Genomic DNA, 18895 nt, shown 5'->3' with positions numbered 1-18895 from the left:
CCATATGGTTGAGTAAATATATCGTCAGCAGTTATTTATCTGCTAATTTGGGGCTTGCTTTTTTTGCCTTTTAAGTGTATAGTTGTCATATAATAGTCGCACTGGTCTTTTGGATGGGCCGGCGGATAATTCAATGGGTGATTTCCGGCAGTACCAGGCAGTGGGGCAATATCACCCATGGCCTGCCGGATATGTTCATAGAAGCGCCGGCCTGCTATACATAAGCCTTCGAAGGAAAATTTGCAATTATGAATGAAATGAAAGAATTAAAGATAGGCGATCTGGTCATAAAACTTCCCATAATTCAGGGCGGCATGGGGGTGGGTGTTTCCCTGGCCGGCTTGGCTTCCGCGGTGGCCGATCAGGGCGGGGTGGGCACCATTGCTACCGCCGGCATCGGGATGTTCGAATCGGACTTCAACAACAATTACCTGGAAGCGAACATCCGGGCCTTAAAGAAGGAAATTAAAAAAGCCAGAAGGCTTACCAAAGGCGTTCTGGGGGTGAACATCATGGTGGCGCTTTCCAACTATGCTGATCTGGTCAGGACCGCCATAGAGGAGGAGATAGATATCATCTTCTCCGGGGCCGGCCTGCCATTCAACCTGCCGGAGTTCTTAAAGCAGGGTTCCAAAACCAAACTGGTGCCGATCGTCTCCTCCGGCCGGGCGGCGGCCATCATAGCCAAAAAATGGTCCGACAAATACAACTACCCTCCCGATGCCATAGTGGTGGAGGGCCCCAAAGCGGGGGGGCATTTGGGGTTCAAGGAAGAGCATCTGGACGATCCCCGTTATATCCTGGAGAACCTTGTCCCCGAAGTCATCGAGGCTATCAAACCTTATGCCGAAAAATACGGCAGGCCCATTCCGGTGATCGCCGCCGGCGGGATATATACCGGCCAGGATATCTGTAAATTCCTGTTGATGGGAGCTGCCGGTGTCCAGTTGGGCACCCGTTTCGTCACCACGACCGAGTGCGACGCGTCCATAAAATTCAAGCAGGCCTATATCGATTCGAGCCAGAACGATGTGACCATAATCAAAAGTCCGGTGGGAATGCCGGGCCGGGCCATCCGCAACAAATTTCTCGATGATGTCAGCCGGGGGGAGAGAAAGCCTTTCACCTGTCCGCATCATTGCATAATAACCTGCGACTTCAAGAACACCCCGTATTGCATCGCCCTGGCCCTGATAAACGCCCAGAAGGGCCTGTTGGATGAAGGGTTCGCCTTTGCCGGCGCCAACGCCTACCGGGCCACGGAGATCATGTCGGTCAAGGACTTGATGGATACTCTAGTGGAGGAATACCGCCAGGCCTGCCAGAACTGAACAGGCCCTGGTTCATAAGCCGGCAAAGGACTTATTTGGGTCCACGTCACAAGCTCTGCGTTTTAACTGCGCAGGGCTTTTTTTGTTGGTCTTTTCTGGCCAGCCCAGGAGATCTGTAGGATAATAGGACAATGATCCACCCAGATTTTACGGAGCTTGGATTTTCGGCCATTGCGAGCAGGCTGACTTTGCTGGCAAACGAAACAATCCAGGTTATTTTTTAGCTACAAAGCCACTAAGATTTTTATTTTTAAACTTTGTACAACAATCGCCTGCTACCCAGCTACCATTGGCGGTGTCTAATATTCACTTGATTTTAACGTCGCTTTAAGTGTATAGTTACTCCAAATTAATCGTTAGGATTGAAATGCAACAGGGACAAATCGAGGTCATCTGTGGATGCATGTTCAGCGGTAAGACCGAGGAGCTGATCCGCCGGTTAAAACGGGCCAGCTATGCCAGGCAGAAAGTGCAGATATTCAAGCATTCATTCGATACCCGGTACGATGAGTTGTGCATAACCACCCATTACGGCTTAAAACTTCCCACCGTCACCTGCCTGACCGCCGGCGATATCATAGGCGCAGTGGATAATAAAATTCAGGTGGTGGGCATAGACGAGGTGCAATTTTACGGGGAAGATATAATTCCGGCCATCGAGGAGATAGCCCACCAGGATATCCGGGTGATAATCTCCGGGCTGGATATGGATTTCCGGGGAGAGCCCTTCGGGCCGATGCCGCAGCTGTTGACCCTGGCCGAAAAGGTGGACAAGCTATCCGCCATCTGTTCAATATGCGGCGAGCCCGCCACCCGCACCCAGCGTCTGCTGGACGGCCATCCGGCGCCCTATGACAGCGAGGTGGTCTCGGTGGGGTCCGCCGAGAAATACGAGGCCCGCTGCCGCAAATGCCACGTGGTGCCCAATAAGCCCGGCAAACAGCAGTTTAGCATGTCGCCCCAGATTGAGATATAATATTAGATTGAGCTTCCATACCGCAAAGATGCTAAGGACGCGAAGTGCCCTGTTTCCTTCACGCGAAAGCCAGTAATATATCCCGGCGGGATAAGAATTGATATAAAATTTTATTAATTTATTAGCGTTCCCTTCGGCCTGGCTCAGGCATGCTTTGCATACTGAAGGTTTAGTATAACAGCAAATGATAATGAGGATGATATGAAAAAACCAACGGTCAGGAATGCGATCTATCTGTCTATCGGCATAATCGCCATAGGCTGGATTCAGAAGATCTTCAATTATATCTCCACCAAGCCTTCTTTGCCCGAACAACTGGGCCTGAAGGTCAAACTTAGCGAAAACCTACCACAAGCCTCGCTGTATATCGTTACGGTTGGTGTGCTCACCTTCCTGCTGGTCTGGTATCTGCTTAAACTGACCGATGAAAATTTCGGTTCACTGGGATTTAATAAGAGCAAACTGGGCCGGCAGATATTTATTGGTCTGTTGTTCGGGATCGGCATCTTTGCCCTGGATACTTTTCTGATCAGCCCGGTTCTGGAGTACCTGCTGCCCGACGCCGCGGCCGAAGGCGAGAACATTAGGTATCTGTTCAGCAATTTGTATTACATTCCGATTTTGTTATCCATGGCCATTTTCAAGGGAGGATTTCTGGAGGAGATCTGGCGGATATTCGTTCTGACCAGATTCGAGAAGGCCTTCAAGACCGCCGGCCTGATCTTTGCCCTGATATTTTTCTCGGCAATGTTCGGGCTGGGGCACGCCTATCAAGGAACCTCGGGAATGATATCCACCGCAATTTTAGGTTTGCTTAACGGGTTGGTTTACCTGAGAAAGAGAAATGCAATGGAGGCGGTAACGGCCCATGCCGTTTTCGATTTGATCGCCATGACGTTGGGATTTATCATCTACCATGGGAAGTGATATTTTTTCTCAACGACAAAAGCCCGTTTGAACCCTCATTTGGGGTGCTCCAAATATCCTGCGGTAACTTACCAAACCGGGCATCATACCATGCTAATTGTGTAAACCACATAAGTGACCATTGGGCAATGCTTATTCAGACGCATTAAGTAGAGGCGTATCAATGATATTTTTCAGCAATGCCGAAAGGGAACCCGAAGATAACATATTGTCTCTAATTTAGATAAATGTATAAACCCTTAAATCCAAAGGAGAAAAATGAAAAAACTAACCATGGCATTATTGCCGGTTCTAATCTTTTCTTTTTCGGCCACAGTCTTCGCTGCCGGGCAAAAGCCCAAAACCGATGTTGACAGCCTGAAGGTTAAGAACCAGATCAAGACCCAAAACAAGGGCGAAGAGGCCCAAATCCGAACCCGCACCGAAGAAGGCGACAAGGGCCAGGGTGAAATGATTCAAACCCAAACCAGAGAAGAGAAAAAATTGGCCGAAGGCGATTCCGCTCAGGTCAAGGAAAAGAACCAGGTCCGCACCAAGAATCAGGGGGAAGACGACAAGCTTCGGGTTCGCACCGAGGAGGGTGACAAAGGCAAAGGAACCATGGAGCAGAAACGTTACCGAGACGAGGACGGTGACGGTATTGCCGATTCCACTCAGACTAAAGAAAAATCCCAAAATAAAACCCGCACTCAGCAAAAGGACAGCAAAGACGATGAAATGACACCTAAAGATGGTGCCGGCGGAAAGAAGGACGGCGGAAAAGGCAGATAAACTCAAATAAAAAAAGCGCAGCCTTGAAATGCAGGCGCTTTCCCCAATTAAAAGAAACCCGGACGAATTATCGCCCGGGTTTCTTTATATTTGGTGGGGTGGATGAGGGGATTCGAACCCCCGACCTTCGGATCCACAATCCGACGTTCTAACCAGCTGAACTACATCCACCATGCTTGGGATTTGTAAATAGATTATTGGGACCTGGGGAGCTATATTTACATTTTGTTTCTAAGGTTTTTGCGCAACCCACAGAGCATTTTATTAATGTCAATACAGGTTCCGATTCTGGTTCCCGAAATTGCAGGGTCAAGATAACACAGATCAATTCCCAATTCCCTAAAATGGTACGCCTGACAGGATTCGAACCTGTGACCCTCTGCTTAGAAGGCAGATGCTCTATCCAGCTGAGCTACAGGCGCATTTTTGATAAAAGATCAGTAATATTGGATAATTGGGAAACAATGTCAACCATCGGATTGCTTCCCGGCATCCCTAATCCATTATCTAAAATCTATCCGGTACTCCCGGCGTAAAACGACAGGGCATATCCCGAGTTTATCGGGACGACCCCGCTAGATCAAAATGGTCGGGGAGAGAGGATTCGAACCTCCGACCCCCTGGTCCCGAACCAGGTGCGCTACCGGGCTGCGCTACTCCCCGACATTTATTAAAAAACTGAACAATATAGATAATTTAATCCGGTCTATTTCAGAGCTACCCCAAAATCAGAAATCTATTCCTGCAATCTAAGCTGGTCGGGGTGCCCAGACTCGAACTGGGGGCTTCTTGCTCCCAAAGCAAGCGCGCTACCAACTGCGCCACACCCCGTAGCATCTTCAGCAAACAGTAATTATATTATACCAAAGGTTGATATGTCAAGCTAAGTTTTAGGCGAGCCCGGGGAGGTCAAGCCGTTGATCAACGCCCGCATCTTTTTCAAGGCCCGGGAGCGGTGGCTGATCCGGTTCTTTTCCGGGGGGTCCAGCTGGGCAAAGGTCTTGGCAAACCCGGCCGGAAGGAAAATGGGGTCGTAGCCAAAACCGTTGCTGCCGAGGGGGTTTGTGGTTATCATCCCTTCGATCTCGCCCCGGGTAAAAAAAGCCCGGTTATTGTTCCCCACCAGGCACAGGACACAGATAAAGCGGGCAGTCCTTTTTTCGGCCGGGACCTGTTTCATCAGCTTCAGCACTTTCATCAAGTTGTCCCGGGAATCGGCCTCCGGCCCGGCAAAACGGGCGGAAAGGATTCCGGGCTGGCCATCCAGAGCATCTATCACCAGGCCGGAATCGTCGGCCAGGGCCCAAAGGCCGCTGTAATAAGCCGCCTGGCTGGCTTTGATCAGGGCATTGTCATCGAAGGTCCGGCCGGTCTCCTCGGCCTCAGGGCAGTCGGGAAAGCCGTCCAATCCAACGAAGCGGGTGTCGGACAGATCCAATATCTCCGAGATCTCCCGGACCTTGTCATTGTTTCTGGTGGCGATCAAAATCTCCATACAGGGGAATGATACCAAATTAAGGGGGGAAAATGCAAACCTTTTTGCTTGACTTTTAACCGATATATACACTATCATTAAAAAAGCCTGCTATATGACATTTTGGGCAACTATCGTACTTAATTACAACAATCGAGAATGCGAAGACAGCTATTAATATTTACCGCCCTTCTGCTAATGTCCGGGCTATGCTATGGCCAGAAAGATAGCCTGGAGATAGCCCCAGCTTCCGTTGGGCCGACCGTGGTTGCCGACACTGCCGCCTGGGCTAATCTAATGCAATGGCGGGAGTGGCGGCAAAGAAGCCTGGACTACCAGCATCAAGGGATGCCGGAGGAGGCCTTGGCCGCCGCCGAGTCCTCATTAATCCGTAGCCGGGCGCTGGGATTGGACCTTCCCGTGGTCGGGGCCTATTGGGGAGATATAACCCGCCAGGCCCTGAAGGATAAGGACTGGGAAGGGGCGCAAAAATATTCCCGGCTGGCCCTGTTGGCCGATCAGTACTCCTTTAAAAACAATATCTACCATTTCCAGGCCAACTGCCACATTAGCGGAGTGGCATCGGCCCTGGGGCAGTTCATCCAGACCATCAACGGCTACCGGCAGGATTTCCGCTATAGATACAGGGCATTATGGCTGGGGATATTTGGACTCTCGCTGGCCCTGATGGCGGGAGGCCTGTTCTTCCTGCTGTTGCTGGCGGTAAAATACCTTCCCTACCTGTTTCACCTGCTCTCCGACCTGCTCCCTAAAAGTTGGCCTTATTTCGGGCGGATATTCCTGATTACGTCAGTGGGCGTCGGCTTATTGATTATCATAGCCGGATTCAGTCTGGCCCTGGCCGTGATCCTCCCGGCCGGAGCTGCCATCGCCATGGGAAGGACCCGGGAGAAGGTGGTCTTCTGGATAACCATGGCCCTGATCGGCTGTTCGGCGGCCGGCTTCAATCTGGTTCACCAGTTCTTCAAAGTCAGCGATCAGGGGCGGGTTGAAGCCTTGGCGGTTGCCAATACCTCGGAGTGGAACAACGGGCTGGTTCAGGACCTGGCCGCTCAGCAGCAGTTGGATCCTTCGGACCTGAAACCGATATACGCCCTCTCTCTGATGGAGAAGAACCGGGGGAAACTTGACCGGGCCCAGGCTTATCTGACGGCCATTATCGAAGCATCGGGGAACAATCCCGCCGCCCTGAATAATCTGGGGAATATTTATTATTTCAAGGGGCAGTTCGACAGCGCGGCCTCGTTTTACCGCCTAGCCATCGAAGCCGACCAGGATCTGGCGGAGGCCCATTACAACCTGGGGCAGGTGCATTTCAAGGCCATCGATTTCACCCGGGCCCGGGAGGAACTGGAGAGGGCCGCCTCGCTGGCCCCGGCCAGAATGGAAAGCCGGAGCCGGGGGTCGGGCGGCAATATGGTGATGGATGCCCAGCTTGGCTTGGAACTGCTGTGGCCGGAAGTATGGAGGGGATGGAAGCCGTTGGCTTCCTTAGATGCGACGGAGTTCACCAGCCTCACCCAGCTGAATCTCTGGCTGTCTTTATGGGCCTGGCTGGGGCTGGTGGCTCTGATCACCATATGGCTGATCCTGGTAAAGGATAGCCTAACGGTCCGCAACTGCTGGCTATGCGGACGATATATCTGCGACCGATGCCAATCCCCGGCCCAGGACGGAAACCAATATTGTCAGGAATGCCATAACCAGGTGTTTTCCATCCAGTCGCAGGAGCTGCAGCAAAAGGCGGCGGAGGTGCTCTCCCGACAGGCTGTGAAGAGGAAGCGGATGATCTCCGGACCGGCAAACTTTTTCCTGCCGGGCTCCTCGTATGTGATGGGGGGAAGCGTCATAAAGGGATTGCTTCTTTCCCTCTCCCTGGGAATGCTGTATGCCGGCCTGATGTTGTTCATCTCTCCCTGGATAGCGGCCCGGCTGGATTTTCCGGCGGCGGATGGTTTTTATTGGGCCGCCGCAGGCATCCTGGCGGGATTATATCTCATCTCCTGGGCGGGCTATCTTCATCTGTTCAGAAACCAAGGAGCATCAGATGCCGCTTGAAGGTAATGTAAAAGAATTCGGCCTGGCGGATGTCCTGCAGTTCATCGCCGGCAACCAGAAAGCCGGGGTGCTCCAGCTGACATCAAAAAACGACAAAGCCTCCATCGCCTTCGATCATGGTAAGATCACCGGGGCGGTGTACGGCCGTCAGGGCCGTCAGGACCAGCTGCAGAACTATCTGCTGAGGTCAAAAAAGGTGCAGCAGGCAAAGCTGGAATCCATCCTGAAGATACAGGTCGATACCGGGATCCCACTGGGGGAACTGCTTCTGAAGGAGGGGCTGATGGCCCAGGAGGAGATAGACGACTTGGTGATCTTCAAGATCCAGGAGGTGCTGGACGAGGTCTTCACCTGGAGCGATGCCCGTTACAAGTTCAATCCCGAGGAGAGACTGTATCAGAACAGCCGCTCCCAGGTGGCCGTTCCGGCCGAATCGTTGCTGCTGGAAACTTTAAGGCGCAAGGATGAATGGCCGGCCATTGCCAAGGCCCTGCCCTCCGACGGCGTCATCCTGAAAAAGATCCAGGATACCGTCACCGGCCTTGAGATCTCAACCGATATTCAGCAGATATTCGAAATGATAGACGGCTCCAGGACCATCAGCCAGATGATAGGGGATACCTATCTGGGCCGTTTCCGGACCTTCAATGCGGTCTATAATCTGCTGATGTCGGGAACGGTGGAGATAATCCATACCCCGGAGCCAGAGGCAAAGGTGGCCGAAAGGCAGGCTAAGAAAACGGCCAGCGCAGCCGGTAAGATCATAACAGCGGCAGCGGTACTGCTGGGATTGGCGGTTTTGGGCGGGGCGGGCTTGGGGGCCCACCGGATCTATCTGCTGACAGCAAAAAAAAATAACCTGATACAGCGGGAGGCTATCAGGGCCAGGATGGGTTGGCTGAAAAACAGGATCGATGTTTATTACATGCTTAACGGCAGTTATCCGGCCATTCTTGGCGATATAACCAACGACCGGAAAATCATTTCTTCATTCGACTACCATAGAAATGAAGAGGAGGCCGGTTATCGGCTGGAGGCCAGGCAGTAGTTTGAATATAAAAAAGCCCTTCCGAATGTTTCGGAAGGGCTTTTGCGTTGCTGAATTTTATCAATACTCAAAAGTGCTGCCGCCGATGAATTCGCGCAAGATAGAGGTGTGGGGCACTTCATCGGCAAACACCGGCACGAACATCCTTACAAAATGCAGCAAGCGGTAGGCCTCGCCGAAGCTCTCGTCGTCGGTGGGTACCTCCAGCAAAAAACGCTCGGCATACATCCTCAGCACCGATGGCTCGTATACCAAGGTGGAATTGAACATTACATCGGCCTCCTCCTGGAAGGGAAAAATATTGTGTTCCTCGCCCCGCTGCACCGAGGGCCACACCTGAAGGGTGTGGGCGGCGCTGTAGCTCCGGAACTTGCGGTCGCGGACTATCCTCCGCAACAGCCGGACATCCGAGGTCATGATCCGGTTATGGTCGTCCAGACACAGCTGGGTCAGGGCGCTGATATAGACCTTGAGCTTGTTCTCCCGGGGCACCGACTGGGTGAGCTTCTGGTTCAAACCATGAATGCCCTCCACCAGCAGGATGTCGTTGGCCTCCAGCTTCAGGCTGACGGTCCTTTCGTCCCGGGTCCCGGTGTGGAAATTATAGATCGGGGTGGCCACTTCCCGGCCATTCAGCAGTTCGGTCATCTGCTGGTTGAACAGTTCCAGATCCACCGCCCGCAGGGATTCGAAATCGGGCTTGCCGTCGTCGCCCAGCGGGGTCTGGGCCCGCCCCAGGAAGTAATTGTCGGTGGACAGGGCGATGGGCCTCAGGCCGTTGACCTTGAGCTGGATCATCAGTCTTTTACTGAAGGTGGTTTTGCCTGAGGAGGATGGCCCGGCGATCAGCACCAGCTTCACCTTGTCACGCTGGGAGGTGATGATGTCGGCGATCTGGGCGATGCGCTTTTCATGAAAGCCTTCGGATATCCGGATCAGGTTGCCGATCTCCTTGGTCAGACAGATCTCGTTAAGTTCGCCTACGTTGGTGACCCCTAGGATCTTGTTCCATTCCTTGGTCTCCTTGTGGATATTGAACAGCTTGGTCTGGGGAGAGAGGTCGGGGATCCTCTCCGGGTTCTTGGATTGGGGAAAGCGCAGCAGAAAACCGGGGGCGTAAAGGGCCAGTTCAAAGCGGTCGATAAACCCGGTGGTGGGCGTGACCGGTCCGTGCTGGATGTCCTTGAACACCCCGCAGCCGATAAGCTTGGCCTCGGTCAGGCGGGTGGTGGTCAGAAGTTTTATCTTGTCGTGATAGCCCTCGGCGTCGAAATATTCCTTGGCCTCTTCGATGGATATGGATTCCCTTACAAAGGGCCGGCCCTCGGACACAATCTGTCTCATCCGGGTCTCGATGTTGTTCAATATCTCCTGGTCGATGGGCTTATCGGATACAAAATCAAAATAATAGCCGTTGGCCAGCGACTGGCCCACGATAATCCGGGCCTCGGGATAAAGCTCCTCCACCGCCTCATACAATATCAAACAGGCCGTCCGCCGATAGACCGCCAGGCCCTCGCGGTCGGTGTAAAACACCGGGGTCAGACGGCAATTGGCGTGCAATATGGCGTCCAGGCTGACCAGGTTCTGGTTGATCTTGGCGGCCAGCAATTTTCCGGCGTTCGGAGGATAGCGCCTGAACAAGCTATGGACCTGCTCCCCGGCCTTGGCCGGCAGACGCTGTCCGTCCATTAAAACTTCGATAGGTTTGTGCCCCATTATTTATGTCCTTTCTGGCAATTAAAGGCGAAACTCAAAAAAGCCCCGCCAACAGTATATGCAATAATGTAGCTTAAAAGGACAAATATGTCAAGAGAAAATGAATTATAACACCGCCGCTCAGGCCAGCCTTTTATCTTGACTTGCAGGCTCGAAGTTTGGTAAATTTACCACCAAATCAAAAATATCAATGCAGGGATAATATGAAGCTGGATTTCGTCTATATCTCCGACATCGGAAAACACCTGGGGCAGGAGGTCACCCTCAAGGGCTGGCTTTACAACAAGCGGTCCTCGGGCAAGATACATTTTTTGCAGATCCGCGACGGCTCCGGCGTCATCCAGGGGGTGATGGTCAAGAACGAGGTGGATGCCAAGATGTTCGAACTGGGCGACAAGGTAAGCCAGGAATCCTCCATCATCGTCAAGGGAATGGTAAAGGAGGACAAGCGTTCGCCCTCAGGGTACGAATTGGGTGTCACCGATCTCCGGATAGTACAGCTGTCCCTGGATTATCCCATCACCCCCAAGGAACACGGCCCGGCCTTTTTGATGGAGCACCGCCACCTGTGGATGCGCTCGTCCAAACAGCATGCCGCCCTGCGGGTCCGCGACACCATCGAGCAGGCCATTCACGGCTACCTGCATAAAGAGGGCTTCATCCACACCCCGGCCCCGATACTGACCCCCACCTCCTGCGAGGGGACCACCACGCTTTTCCAGACCGATTATTTCGGGGAGCCGGCCTTTCTTTCCCAGTCCGGGCAGATGTACATCGAGGCCACCGCCGCGGCCTTTGGCAAGGTCTACACCTTCACTCCGGCCTTCCGGGCCGAGAAATCCAAGACCCGCCGGCACCTGACCGAGCTATGGATGATGGACGCCGAGGCCAGCTATTTCGAGCATGCCGAGAACATGCAGTGCCAGGAAGGGATGATCTGCGCCATCATGGAGAAGGTGCTGAGCGAGTGCCAGGGCGAGCTGAAGACCCTGGAGCGCGACACCGCGCCGCTGGAGAAGATCAAGGCGCCATTTCCGGTGATCTCATATAAAGAGGCCGTCAGATTATGCAATGAGGCCGGAGTGCCCATCGAATACGGGGAGGATTTCGGGGCGCCGCACGATACCGCCATCGCCGGTAAATTTGACCGTCCGGTGTTCGTGGACCGCTTCCCGGCGGCCATCAAGTCCTTTTACATGCAGCCGGATCAGGATGATCCCTCGGTGGTGCTGGGCTCGGACCTGTACGCCCCGGAGGGCTACGGGGAGATCATCGGCGGCAGCCAGCGGATACACGACCTGGACCTGCTGCTCAAGAAGATGGAGGAGCACAAGGTGCCCTATGAGCCCTACAAGTGGTACGTGGACCTGAGGCGCTACGGCAGCGTGCCGCATTCCGGGTTCGGGATCGGCATAGAGCGGACGGTGAGCTGGATCTGCGGCCTGCAGCATATAAGGGAAGCCATACCGTTTGCCAGGATGCTGGAAAAAATATATCCGTGATCTTATCTCTGTCCCTTTCCATGGCAGGACGAAATGATGTCGGCATAAAAAAACAATAGGGACATGGCTTGCCATGTCCCTACATTATTTAACGCAACAGTTTAGTCCAGTATATTTTTTTCAATTCCTAGCCAGCCATTCGTAGGCACTCAACGCCGCCTTGGCCCCCTCCCCGGCCGCCACCACTATCTGCTTCTCCGGCACGGTGGTGACATCCCCGGCGGCGAACACCCCGGCTTGCGAGGTCCGACAGGCGCAGTCCACCATTATCTCGCCACGCTGGTTCATATCCACCAGCCCTTTGAACAGATCGGAATTAGGGATCAATCCTATCTCCACAAAGACGCCTGACAGCTCTATCTTCCGTTGCTTTACATCATCGGTCGATGATACTCTTATTCCAATCACCGAATCCTTTCCTAATATCTCGGTTACCTTGTGTTCCATGATAAACTCAATCTTACCGGATGCTTTTAGCGGCTCCAATAAGACAGGATCGCCCTGCATCTCCGAAGAGATGTTTATAATAAATATTTTCTCGGCGTAGCTCATAAGGTCCTGGGCCGCGGTCAGGGCGGAATTCCCACCACCCACCACCGCCACCGTTTTGCCACCGAACAGGGGGGCGTCGCAGGTGGCGCAGAAGGCCACGCCCTTGCCGATCAGCTCCTTCTCGCCGGGGACGTTAAGATTGCGGTACTTCTTCCCGGTGGCGATTATCAACGACCGGGCGGTAAAATGCGAGCCGTCCTCCAAGGAGAGCTTATATCCCTGGGTAAGCGGCTCGACCGAAATGATCTTAAACCCCAGGGAAACATCGATGGGGAACTGGGCCACCTGAGATTTGAACTTCTCGATCAGCTCCTGGCCCTTAATATACTGGAAGCCGGGATAATTCTCCACGCCCGAGGTCCACAGCACCTGCCCGCCCAGATCGCTGGTGATCAGCACCGTATCGGTCCTCTTGCGGGCGGCATAGACCGCCGCGGTCAGGCCGGCCGGACCGCCGCCCATGATGGCCAGTTGATAGTCCTTGCCAGCCCTGGCTAGGGGAAAAGCGACCTGGGGAGCCTGACTCAAAGAGAACGACAGGGATGATAGTTCCATAACAGCACCTATATCAAGCATTTATACATATGATGATGATAGTATATGCCGGCTCCGATGTCAATTATAAAATTTAATAAAAATACTTGAATATTATATCTAAATTTGTTATAATACAAAACTTAGCGCAAAATCATAATTTAAGATCCGGCGGATATATCTCCGGACTACAGGGAGGTTTACATAAGGTGCATACCCTTTTATTGGTGATTCATTTGATAGCCTGCCTGCTGCTGGTCGGCGTGGTGCTGATGCAGAGCGGCAAAGGCGGGCTGGGCAGCGCGCTGGGCGGAGGTGGCGAGACCTTCTTCGGCGGGCGGGGCGCGGCCCCCTTCCTGACCCGGGCCACCACCGTTCTGGCCGTGGTATTCATGATGACCTCGCTGTCGCTGGCACTGATCTCCGGCAAAGACCGGCGGGCTGCCTCGGCCATAGAGAAGGCCATGCAGCAGGAACAGAAATCAAACCAACAGCCTGTAAGCAGGCCGGGCGAACTGCCGGCGAATCAAATCCCGGAAGCTCCCTCCGGCAAATAGCTGTTTCAATATATCGTATCTTAAGGAGTAACATCAGATGTACGCAGTGATCGAATGCGGAGGAACCCAGGTGAGGGTCTCCGAGAATCAGAAGGTAAGGATCCCCAGGATAGATGCCCAGGAGGGCCAGAAGTACAAGATGGAGAAGGTGCTGCTGCTTTCCAACGGGCAGGATGTCATCATCGGCCAGCCGACGATCAAGGACGCTATTGTCGAAGTGACGGTGGTAGGCCACTCCCGCTCGGCCAAAATATCAGCCATGATCTACAAGCCCAAAAAAGACTACCGCCGGCGCTGGGGAGCCCGGACCCATTATACCGACCTGCTGGTCAACACCGTCAGCCATCCCAAGATCAAGGCCATAGCCAAACCTGCGACCCCGGCTGTCGAGAAGAAAAAAGCACCCAAGAAAGCCCCGGCGGCCAAACCCGCCGCGGCCAAGAAGAATCCAGGCAAAGGAGATAAGGAATAATGGCACATAAAAAAGGCGTTGGATCATCCCGAAACGGCCGCGAGAGCAATGCTCAGCGGCTGGGCATCAAGGCTTTCGGCAACCAGAAGGTAACCGCCGGAGCGGTGTTGGTCCGGCAGCGGGGGACCAAATTCCATCCTGGGCTCAACGTGATGCGGGGAAAGGATGACACCCTGTTTGCGATATCGGACGGTTTTGTCTGGTTTGAATCCCGGGGTCGGGACGGCAAAAAGATAAGCGTATATCCCGAACCCAAAGTCAACGCGGCGAGCAAATAGCTCGCCTTTTTTTCCATCGATTTCCTTCAATATAATACCCTGGCGTAAAATGAAGATAAAATATTTTGCACACTCGTCATTTCAGTTAAGCTCGGCCAAGGGGACCAGGCTGCTGACTGATCCCTACGAGTCGGGGTCTTACGGCGGGGCGGTGGGCTACAAGAAGATCGATGAACCCACCGACGTCATCACCATCAGCCATAACCATGCCGACCACAATTACATCAGCCGGGAGCACGACAAGGCCCGGGTCTTCCGGGAGGCCGGGGCCTTTGTGTTCAAGGGGATTTCGGTCAGGGGCGTCAGCCTGTACCACGATGCCAGTCGCGGTTCGGAGCGGGGCGCCTGCATAGCATTCATCTATACCATCGACGGAATGACCCTCTGCCATCTGGGCGACCTGGGTCATCTCTTGAGTAAAATCGAGGCTTCCCAGATCGGCCCGGTGGATGTTCTTATGATCCCGGTGGGAGGCACCTTTACGGTGGATGCCGGCGAGGCCGGGAAGGTAATGGAATCACTCTCGCCCAAAATCTGTCTCCCCATGCATTACAAGACCAAAAGCGTGGGATTCAACCTGGGGCCGCTGGAGGATTTCACCGCCGGCCGGCCCAATGTTAAAATACTGAACAGCTCTGAGGCCGAGATAACCAAGGCCTTGTTGCCCAAGAGCACCGAGGTCTGGGTGCTTAAGCCGTCAAAACTTTAATTTGCGCCCGACCGGGTTTAACACCTGCCGACCAGATGACAGCCGCCGTTAGGGAGATGTGCCTTATGGCGGCCTTCAAACTTATGGCAGATCAATCCCGGCCCATAGGCGATGTCCAGGAGGGCAGAAAAAGGCCGGGAGGGCTCCGAAATATTTCCTGAGGAAAGGCCCGGGCGGACGGTCAAAAGGAATTTACCAAAGGAAATCCGTTGATCTTTAAAGGCAGGATCTAAAGAATCATCATACCCTTCAAACCATAAAACGCAACATAAAATTTCTATCACATAAGGAGTTTTATCCAGTATGGACATCAGAAAAGTGCTTGAGGAATTGGGCCTAAAAACCTCCAAAGCCGTTTACCGAAACCTGCCGGCAGCGGTACTGATCGAAAAATCGCTGGCATCCAGCGACGGGATCCTGGCCTCCAACGGCGCTCTGGTGGTGAAGACCGGAGAAAGGACCGGGCGGTCGCCCAATGACAAGTTCATAGCCGAGGAGCTGCCCACAAAAGACCTGATAGCCTGGGGCAAGGTCAATTTAAAATGTTCCCCGGAGCAATTCGATAAATTGCTGCATAAAGCATACCATCATCTCAGCGATAAAGATATATACGTATTCGATGGATTTGCCGGAGCCGATTCCAAACACCGGTTGGCGGTCAGGGTGATAACCGACACTATCTGGCATGCGTTGTTCGCTCAGACCCTTTTCATCCGGCCTACCAAGCAAGAGCTGGAAAATTTTATCCCCGGCTTTACGTTGATGGGCTGCGGCAGCCTGAAAGCCGACCCCAAGACCGACGGCACGAAATCCAGCGCTTTCGTCGGGGTCAGCTTTGAAAAAAAGATCAACCTGGTCATAGGCAGCATGTACGGCGGGGAGATCAAGAAGAGCATATTTTCAATCATGAATTTCCTGATGCCCCAGCAGAACGTCTTTCCCATGCACTGCTCGGCCAACCTGGGCACGGATGGAGCCCCCGCGCTGTTCTTCGGCCTCTCCGGCACCGGCAAGACCACCCTGTCGGCCGATCCCAACCGCCGTCTGGTCGGAGACGACGAGCACGGCTGGTCCGATGCCGGAATATTCAATTTCGAGGGCGGCTGCTACGCCAAGGTCATTAAATTATCGGCCGAGGCCGAGCCCCAGATATTCAACGCCATCAGGTTCGGCTCTCTGCTGGAGAACGTGGTGGTCGATCCGGACACCCGGCTGATAGATTATAATTCCGACGACATCACCGAGAACACCCGGGCCACCTATCCGGTGGAGCATATCCCCAACTGCGTTATCCCCGGGGTGTGCGGGCATCCCAAGAACGTTTTCTTTTTAACCTGCGACGCTTTTGGGGTGCTGCCGCCCATCGCCAAGCTGACCCCGGAGATGGCCAGTTATCATTTCCTGTCGGGCTTCACCTCCAAGCTGGCCGGGACCGAGACCGGGATCGACCAACCGCAGCCCACCTTCTCCACCTGTTTCGGCGCCCCGTTCATGCCCCTGCATCCCACCAGGTACGCCGCCATGCTGGCGGACAAACTGGCAAAACATAAAACCAACTGCTGGCTGGTCAACACCGGCTGGTCGGGCGGGCCGGCCGGGGTGGGCAGCCGGATGAAGATCTCCATCACCCGGGCATTGCTGACCGCCGCTCTGAGCGGCCAGCTGGAAAAATCCAAATTTACTCCGGATCCGGTGTTCAACATCCTGGTGCCCGACGCCTGTGAGGGGGTGCCCGCCGAAGTGATGACCCCCAGGAACACCTGGGCGGACCAGGCGGCCTACGATAAAAAAGCCCGGGAGCTGGCGGCCATGTTCGCCAAAAACTTTGAGCAGTATAAGGATTATGCTTCCAAAGAAGTAGCGGATTCGGGGCCAAAAGCATAAAAAAAGATGAAAATATTAGGCGTTATTCCGGCCCGTTACGGCTCCACCCGCTATCCGGGCAAACCACTGGCCATGATATGCGGGAAGCCGATGATCCAACATGTCTACCAAAGATGCCTGAGAGCCAAAATGCTGGATGAGGTGGTGGTGGCCACCGATGATATCCGGATATATAACTTCGTCAAGGGGTTTAACGGGCAGGCAGTGTTGACCTCAAGAAAACATCGGTCCGGCAGCGACCGGATCGCCGAGGTCATCAGAAAACCCCGGTACCGAGGCTTCAACATTATCCTGAACATTCAAGGGGACGAGCCACTGATAGATCACAGGGCCATCAACCTGCTGGCCAAAGAAATGTTAGATAATCCCAAGGAACAGATGGCCACCCTGGCTACCAATTTTAAGAATGCCGGCGATGTTGTCAATTCCACTACCGCCAAGGTGGTGACCGATACCCAAGGGCGGGCCCTGTATTTTTCACGCTGCCCCATACCGTTCATCCGTGATGAAAATACCGGAAGGGCCGGACCTTTTCTGAAACACATAGGGCTGTATGCCTATCGCCGGAACTTTTTGCTTAAATTCACCCAATGGCCTGAGGGACGGCTGGAGCGGCTGGAGAAACTTGAACAGCTGAGAGCCCTGGAAAATGGGGCGGATATTAAGGTTCTTCGCACGAATTACTCTTGCCTATCGGTTGATTCCCCGGGGGATGTTGATCAAATCGAACGACAGATGAAACGGCCTATGAGCCGGAGCAAGAAGCCGATAAATTAAACTTGACTTTGAAATGATAACGGGTTAAAATAAACGTAAAGAATTAAATAAAACCAAAAGAGGAAGGTAAAAATGCGCAGATTTAAAAACCAAACATTTATGCTTATAGTAGCTGCTGTGATCATCAGCCTGGGAGTGGTGGGATGCAACCAGTATATCAGCGGGGCCAAGGTCCGCCTGCAGGAGGATCCGCCCAACTATGATGCGGCCATACTGACCCTGAATGAGGGTCTGGAATACGCCCCCAAGGACCCTGAGATGCATGGCCTGTTGGCCTATTGCTATGTCCAGACCAAAAAATACAAGGAGGCCGGGAAATCTTACGCCAGCGCCATTGAGTACAGCTCCACCCAGAAGGATTCCCTGCAGAAGGCCTGGGACGATAATTGGAACGATTTATTCAACCTTTCGGGAGTGTACCTTAAAAAATCGGTATCAGGGAGCAAGGATTCTGCAGCATTCAATATTGAGAAATCTTTGGAACAAATAAATTTTGCCATAGACCTGGTTCCCAATAAGGTGGAAAACTTCATTAGAAAAGGGCTTCTTTTCCGATATATGGGCAAGACCAAGGAATCGGAAGACTTGTTTGCCAGGGCCATAGCCATAGATCCCAATAATCCGGATGCCTATTATCAAGTCGGCCGTTCAGCAATGGAGTCTCAGAACTGGGACGAAGCTATTAAGAATTTAGTAAAAGCCACTCAACTAAAAAAGGATAATGATCAGTGGTTTTATTGGCTGGGAGTGGTCCATATGTATAAAAGGGATTACCCCCAGGCCCAGAAAGCATTTGCTACTGCCGGGGCGTTAAAGGCGGATGAGAAGAATACCTGGTTCAATCTGGGCCAGGCCTATTACTTCGAAGGCAGCGACGTAAAAAAGGCCATTGAGCCATTGGAAAAAGTTATAGCCCTTGATAACACCGATGTTGAGGCTTTAAGCCTTCTGGGTTCGGTTGCCATGCATGCGTCAGTTGTCGATTACGATAAAGCCATAGTTGCTTATACCAGGGCCTTGGAAATTAAACCGGAATCCCAGGAATATAAGAATTACCTGGAATATGCCAAAAAGCAGAAGGAGGCCTCTCAGGCTCCGGCCAAGCCCAAGAAGAAGAGAAGGTAATTATCAGCACGGGCTAATCAATAAAAAAAGGACGGTTTTACCGTCCTTTTTTATCGAAATATCGGCCAGGGTCTGATCGGATACGACATCATCTTCCTGGAAATACGCGACCAGTACCCTCTCGACTTTGATCTCCATTCCGCCGAACGATTTAGTCTGGCCTTCTTCAATTTTCAACGG

General features: G+C 53.1%; 18 protein-coding genes and 4 tRNA genes. 14 read left to right on the top strand and 8 right to left on the bottom strand.

The annotated features are described in order from the left end of the window. The first annotated feature begins 248 nt into the window (after window positions 1-248). The 4 genes from RDU76_04925 to RDU76_04910 all read left to right on the top strand — a co-directional run bounded on the left by RDU76_04925 (window position 249) and on the right by RDU76_04910 (window position 4005). Window positions 249-1331 (top strand): nitronate monooxygenase family protein, encoded by a 1083-nt coding sequence (locus tag RDU76_04925; protein MDQ7798272.1) that lies wholly within the window; start codon window positions 249-251, stop codon window positions 1329-1331. Window positions 1332-1698: 367 nt separating this feature from the next. Continuing rightward, complete coding sequence (locus tag RDU76_04920) at window positions 1699-2307, top strand: thymidine kinase (GenBank protein MDQ7798271.1); 609 nt, start codon at window positions 1699-1701, stop codon at window positions 2305-2307. Window positions 2308-2508: 201 nt separating this feature from the next. After that, window positions 2509-3234: a CPBP family intramembrane glutamic endopeptidase gene (locus tag RDU76_04915; protein MDQ7798270.1), complete on the top strand. Its 726-nt coding sequence runs from the start codon at window positions 2509-2511 to the stop codon at window positions 3232-3234. Between the two features lie 258 nt (window positions 3235-3492). After that, window positions 3493-4005 (top strand): hypothetical protein, encoded by a 513-nt coding sequence (locus tag RDU76_04910; protein MDQ7798269.1) that lies wholly within the window; start codon window positions 3493-3495, stop codon window positions 4003-4005. Between the two features lie 94 nt (window positions 4006-4099). Here the strand turns inward: RDU76_04910 and RDU76_04905 are convergent. The 5 genes from RDU76_04905 to rdgB all read right to left on the bottom strand — a co-directional run bounded on the left by RDU76_04905 (window position 4100) and on the right by rdgB (window position 5500). Beyond that, window positions 4100-4176 (bottom strand) — tRNA-His (locus RDU76_04905). A gap of 174 nt (window positions 4177-4350) precedes the next feature. Continuing rightward, a tRNA-Arg gene (locus RDU76_04900) sits at window positions 4351-4427 on the bottom strand. 164 nt (window positions 4428-4591) lie between these two features. Further along, window positions 4592-4668: transfer RNA gene (locus RDU76_04895), tRNA-Pro, on the bottom strand. A 92-nt stretch (window positions 4669-4760) separates the two neighbouring features. Then, window positions 4761-4836: transfer RNA gene (locus RDU76_04890), tRNA-Pro, on the bottom strand. Window positions 4837-4888: 52 nt separating this feature from the next. Continuing rightward, window positions 4889-5500, bottom strand: a complete 612-nt coding sequence (gene rdgB / locus RDU76_04885; protein MDQ7798268.1) for an RdgB/HAM1 family non-canonical purine NTP pyrophosphatase — start codon at window positions 5498-5500, stop codon at window positions 4889-4891. 276 nt (window positions 5501-5776) lie between these two features. Between rdgB and RDU76_04880 the strand changes: the two genes are divergently transcribed. Both RDU76_04880 and RDU76_04875 read left to right on the top strand, forming a co-directional pair. Continuing rightward, a complete protein-coding gene (locus RDU76_04880; protein ID MDQ7798267.1) occupies window positions 5777-7558 on the top strand; it encodes a tetratricopeptide repeat protein in 1782 nt (593 codons plus the stop codon). After that, window positions 7548-8606, top strand: coding sequence for a DUF4388 domain-containing protein (locus RDU76_04875; GenBank protein ID MDQ7798266.1), 1059 nt, complete (start codon window positions 7548-7550; stop codon window positions 8604-8606). The genes RDU76_04880 and RDU76_04875 overlap by 11 nt, the downstream gene beginning before the upstream one ends. 60 nt (window positions 8607-8666) lie before the next feature. Here the strand turns inward: RDU76_04875 and RDU76_04870 are convergent, their stop codons facing one another. After that, entirely contained in the window at window positions 8667-10325 is a 1659-nt protein-coding gene (locus tag RDU76_04870) for a nucleoside kinase (protein ID MDQ7798265.1), read from the bottom strand. A 203-nt stretch (window positions 10326-10528) separates the two neighbouring features. Between RDU76_04870 and asnS the strand changes: the two genes are divergently transcribed. Continuing rightward, window positions 10529-11827: an asparagine--tRNA ligase gene (gene asnS, locus RDU76_04865; protein MDQ7798264.1), complete on the top strand. Its 1299-nt coding sequence runs from the start codon at window positions 10529-10531 to the stop codon at window positions 11825-11827. Between the two features lie 120 nt (window positions 11828-11947). Here asnS and RDU76_04860 read toward each other — a convergent pair whose 3' ends face one another. Further along, the gene (locus RDU76_04860) at window positions 11948-12934 is read right to left on the bottom strand and encodes an FAD-dependent oxidoreductase (protein MDQ7798263.1); all 987 of its coding nucleotides are present in this window, start codon (window positions 12932-12934) and stop codon (window positions 11948-11950) included. 188 nt (window positions 12935-13122) lie between these two features. Here RDU76_04860 and secG point away from each other — a divergent pair, with 188 nt between their 5' ends. Genes secG through RDU76_04840 form a run of 4 tightly spaced genes read left to right on the top strand, consistent with a single transcriptional unit; the run spans window position 13123 to window position 14929 of the window. Then, window positions 13123-13470, top strand: coding sequence for a preprotein translocase subunit SecG (gene secG, locus RDU76_04855; protein MDQ7798262.1), 348 nt, complete (start codon window positions 13123-13125; stop codon window positions 13468-13470). 37 nt (window positions 13471-13507) lie between these two features. Then, the gene (gene rplU / locus RDU76_04850; protein ID MDQ7798261.1) at window positions 13508-13942 is read left to right on the top strand and encodes a 50S ribosomal protein L21; all 435 of its coding nucleotides are present in this window, start codon (window positions 13508-13510) and stop codon (window positions 13940-13942) included. Next, window positions 13942-14220, top strand: a complete 279-nt coding sequence (gene rpmA, locus RDU76_04845) for a 50S ribosomal protein L27 (GenBank protein MDQ7798260.1) — start codon at window positions 13942-13944, stop codon at window positions 14218-14220. The genes rplU and rpmA overlap by 1 nt, the downstream gene beginning before the upstream one ends. 49 nt (window positions 14221-14269) lie before the next feature. Continuing rightward, window positions 14270-14929: an MBL fold metallo-hydrolase gene (locus tag RDU76_04840; GenBank protein ID MDQ7798259.1), complete on the top strand. Its 660-nt coding sequence runs from the start codon at window positions 14270-14272 to the stop codon at window positions 14927-14929. 17 nt (window positions 14930-14946) lie between these two features. Here RDU76_04840 and RDU76_04835 read toward each other — a convergent pair whose 3' ends face one another. Continuing rightward, window positions 14947-15240, bottom strand: coding sequence for a hypothetical protein (locus RDU76_04835; GenBank protein MDQ7798258.1), 294 nt, complete (start codon window positions 15238-15240; stop codon window positions 14947-14949). Here RDU76_04835 and pckA point away from each other — a divergent pair. The 3 genes from pckA (at window position 15233) to RDU76_04820 (ending at window position 18715) form a co-directional block, all read left to right on the top strand. Beyond that, window positions 15233-16813, top strand: a complete 1581-nt coding sequence (gene pckA, locus RDU76_04830; protein ID MDQ7798257.1) for a phosphoenolpyruvate carboxykinase (ATP) — start codon at window positions 15233-15235, stop codon at window positions 16811-16813. The genes RDU76_04835 and pckA overlap by 8 nt on opposite strands. A gap of 6 nt (window positions 16814-16819) precedes the next feature. After that, on the top strand, window positions 16820-17590 hold the full coding sequence (kdsB, locus tag RDU76_04825; GenBank protein MDQ7798256.1) for a 3-deoxy-manno-octulosonate cytidylyltransferase: 771 nt from the start codon (window positions 16820-16822) through the stop codon (window positions 17588-17590). A gap of 72 nt (window positions 17591-17662) precedes the next feature. Next, complete coding sequence (locus tag RDU76_04820; GenBank protein ID MDQ7798255.1) at window positions 17663-18715, top strand: tetratricopeptide repeat protein; 1053 nt, start codon at window positions 17663-17665, stop codon at window positions 18713-18715. The last annotated feature ends 180 nt before the right edge of the window (window positions 18716-18895 follow it).

It is taken from the genome of Candidatus Edwardsbacteria bacterium (assembly GCA_031082425.1).
GTDB lineage: Bacteria > Edwardsbacteria > AC1 > AC1 > EtOH8 > UBA2226.
The sequence above is the reverse complement of the archived record's forward strand: the minus strand, read 5'-3'. Positions and strand labels throughout refer to the sequence as shown.

Excerpts from the sequence above, each read along its gene's own strand:
- RDU76_04875 (MDQ7798266.1), top strand. The coding sequence starts at position 7,548 with ATGCCGCTTGAAGGTAATGTAAAAGAATTCGGCCTGGCGGATGTCCTG.
- RDU76_04870 (MDQ7798265.1), bottom strand. The coding sequence starts at position 10,325 with ATGGGGCACAAACCTATCGAAGTTTTAATGGACGGACAGCGTCTGCCG.
- RDU76_04840 (MDQ7798259.1), top strand. The coding sequence starts at position 14,270 with ATGAAGATAAAATATTTTGCACACTCGTCATTTCAGTTAAGCTCGGCC.
- asnS (MDQ7798264.1), top strand. The coding sequence starts at position 10,529 with ATGAAGCTGGATTTCGTCTATATCTCCGACATCGGAAAACACCTGGGG.
- rplU (MDQ7798261.1), top strand. The coding sequence starts at position 13,508 with ATGTACGCAGTGATCGAATGCGGAGGAACCCAGGTGAGGGTCTCCGAG.
- RDU76_04860 (MDQ7798263.1), bottom strand. The coding sequence starts at position 12,934 with ATGGAACTATCATCCCTGTCGTTCTCTTTGAGTCAGGCTCCCCAGGTC.
- RDU76_04925 (MDQ7798272.1), top strand. The coding sequence starts at position 249 with ATGAATGAAATGAAAGAATTAAAGATAGGCGATCTGGTCATAAAACTT.
- RDU76_04920 (MDQ7798271.1), top strand. The coding sequence starts at position 1,699 with ATGCAACAGGGACAAATCGAGGTCATCTGTGGATGCATGTTCAGCGGT.
- RDU76_04820 (MDQ7798255.1), top strand. The coding sequence starts at position 17,663 with ATGCGCAGATTTAAAAACCAAACATTTATGCTTATAGTAGCTGCTGTG.
- rdgB (MDQ7798268.1), bottom strand. The coding sequence starts at position 5,500 with ATGGAGATTTTGATCGCCACCAGAAACAATGACAAGGTCCGGGAGATC.
- RDU76_04880 (MDQ7798267.1), top strand. The coding sequence starts at position 5,777 with ATGCAATGGCGGGAGTGGCGGCAAAGAAGCCTGGACTACCAGCATCAA.
- RDU76_04835 (MDQ7798258.1), bottom strand. The coding sequence starts at position 15,240 with ATGTCCATACTGGATAAAACTCCTTATGTGATAGAAATTTTATGTTGC.
- rpmA (MDQ7798260.1), top strand. The coding sequence starts at position 13,942 with ATGGCACATAAAAAAGGCGTTGGATCATCCCGAAACGGCCGCGAGAGC.
- pckA (MDQ7798257.1), top strand. The coding sequence starts at position 15,233 with ATGGACATCAGAAAAGTGCTTGAGGAATTGGGCCTAAAAACCTCCAAA.
- kdsB (MDQ7798256.1), top strand. The coding sequence starts at position 16,820 with ATGAAAATATTAGGCGTTATTCCGGCCCGTTACGGCTCCACCCGCTAT.
- RDU76_04910 (MDQ7798269.1), top strand. The coding sequence starts at position 3,493 with ATGAAAAAACTAACCATGGCATTATTGCCGGTTCTAATCTTTTCTTTT.
- RDU76_04915 (MDQ7798270.1), top strand. The coding sequence starts at position 2,509 with ATGAAAAAACCAACGGTCAGGAATGCGATCTATCTGTCTATCGGCATA.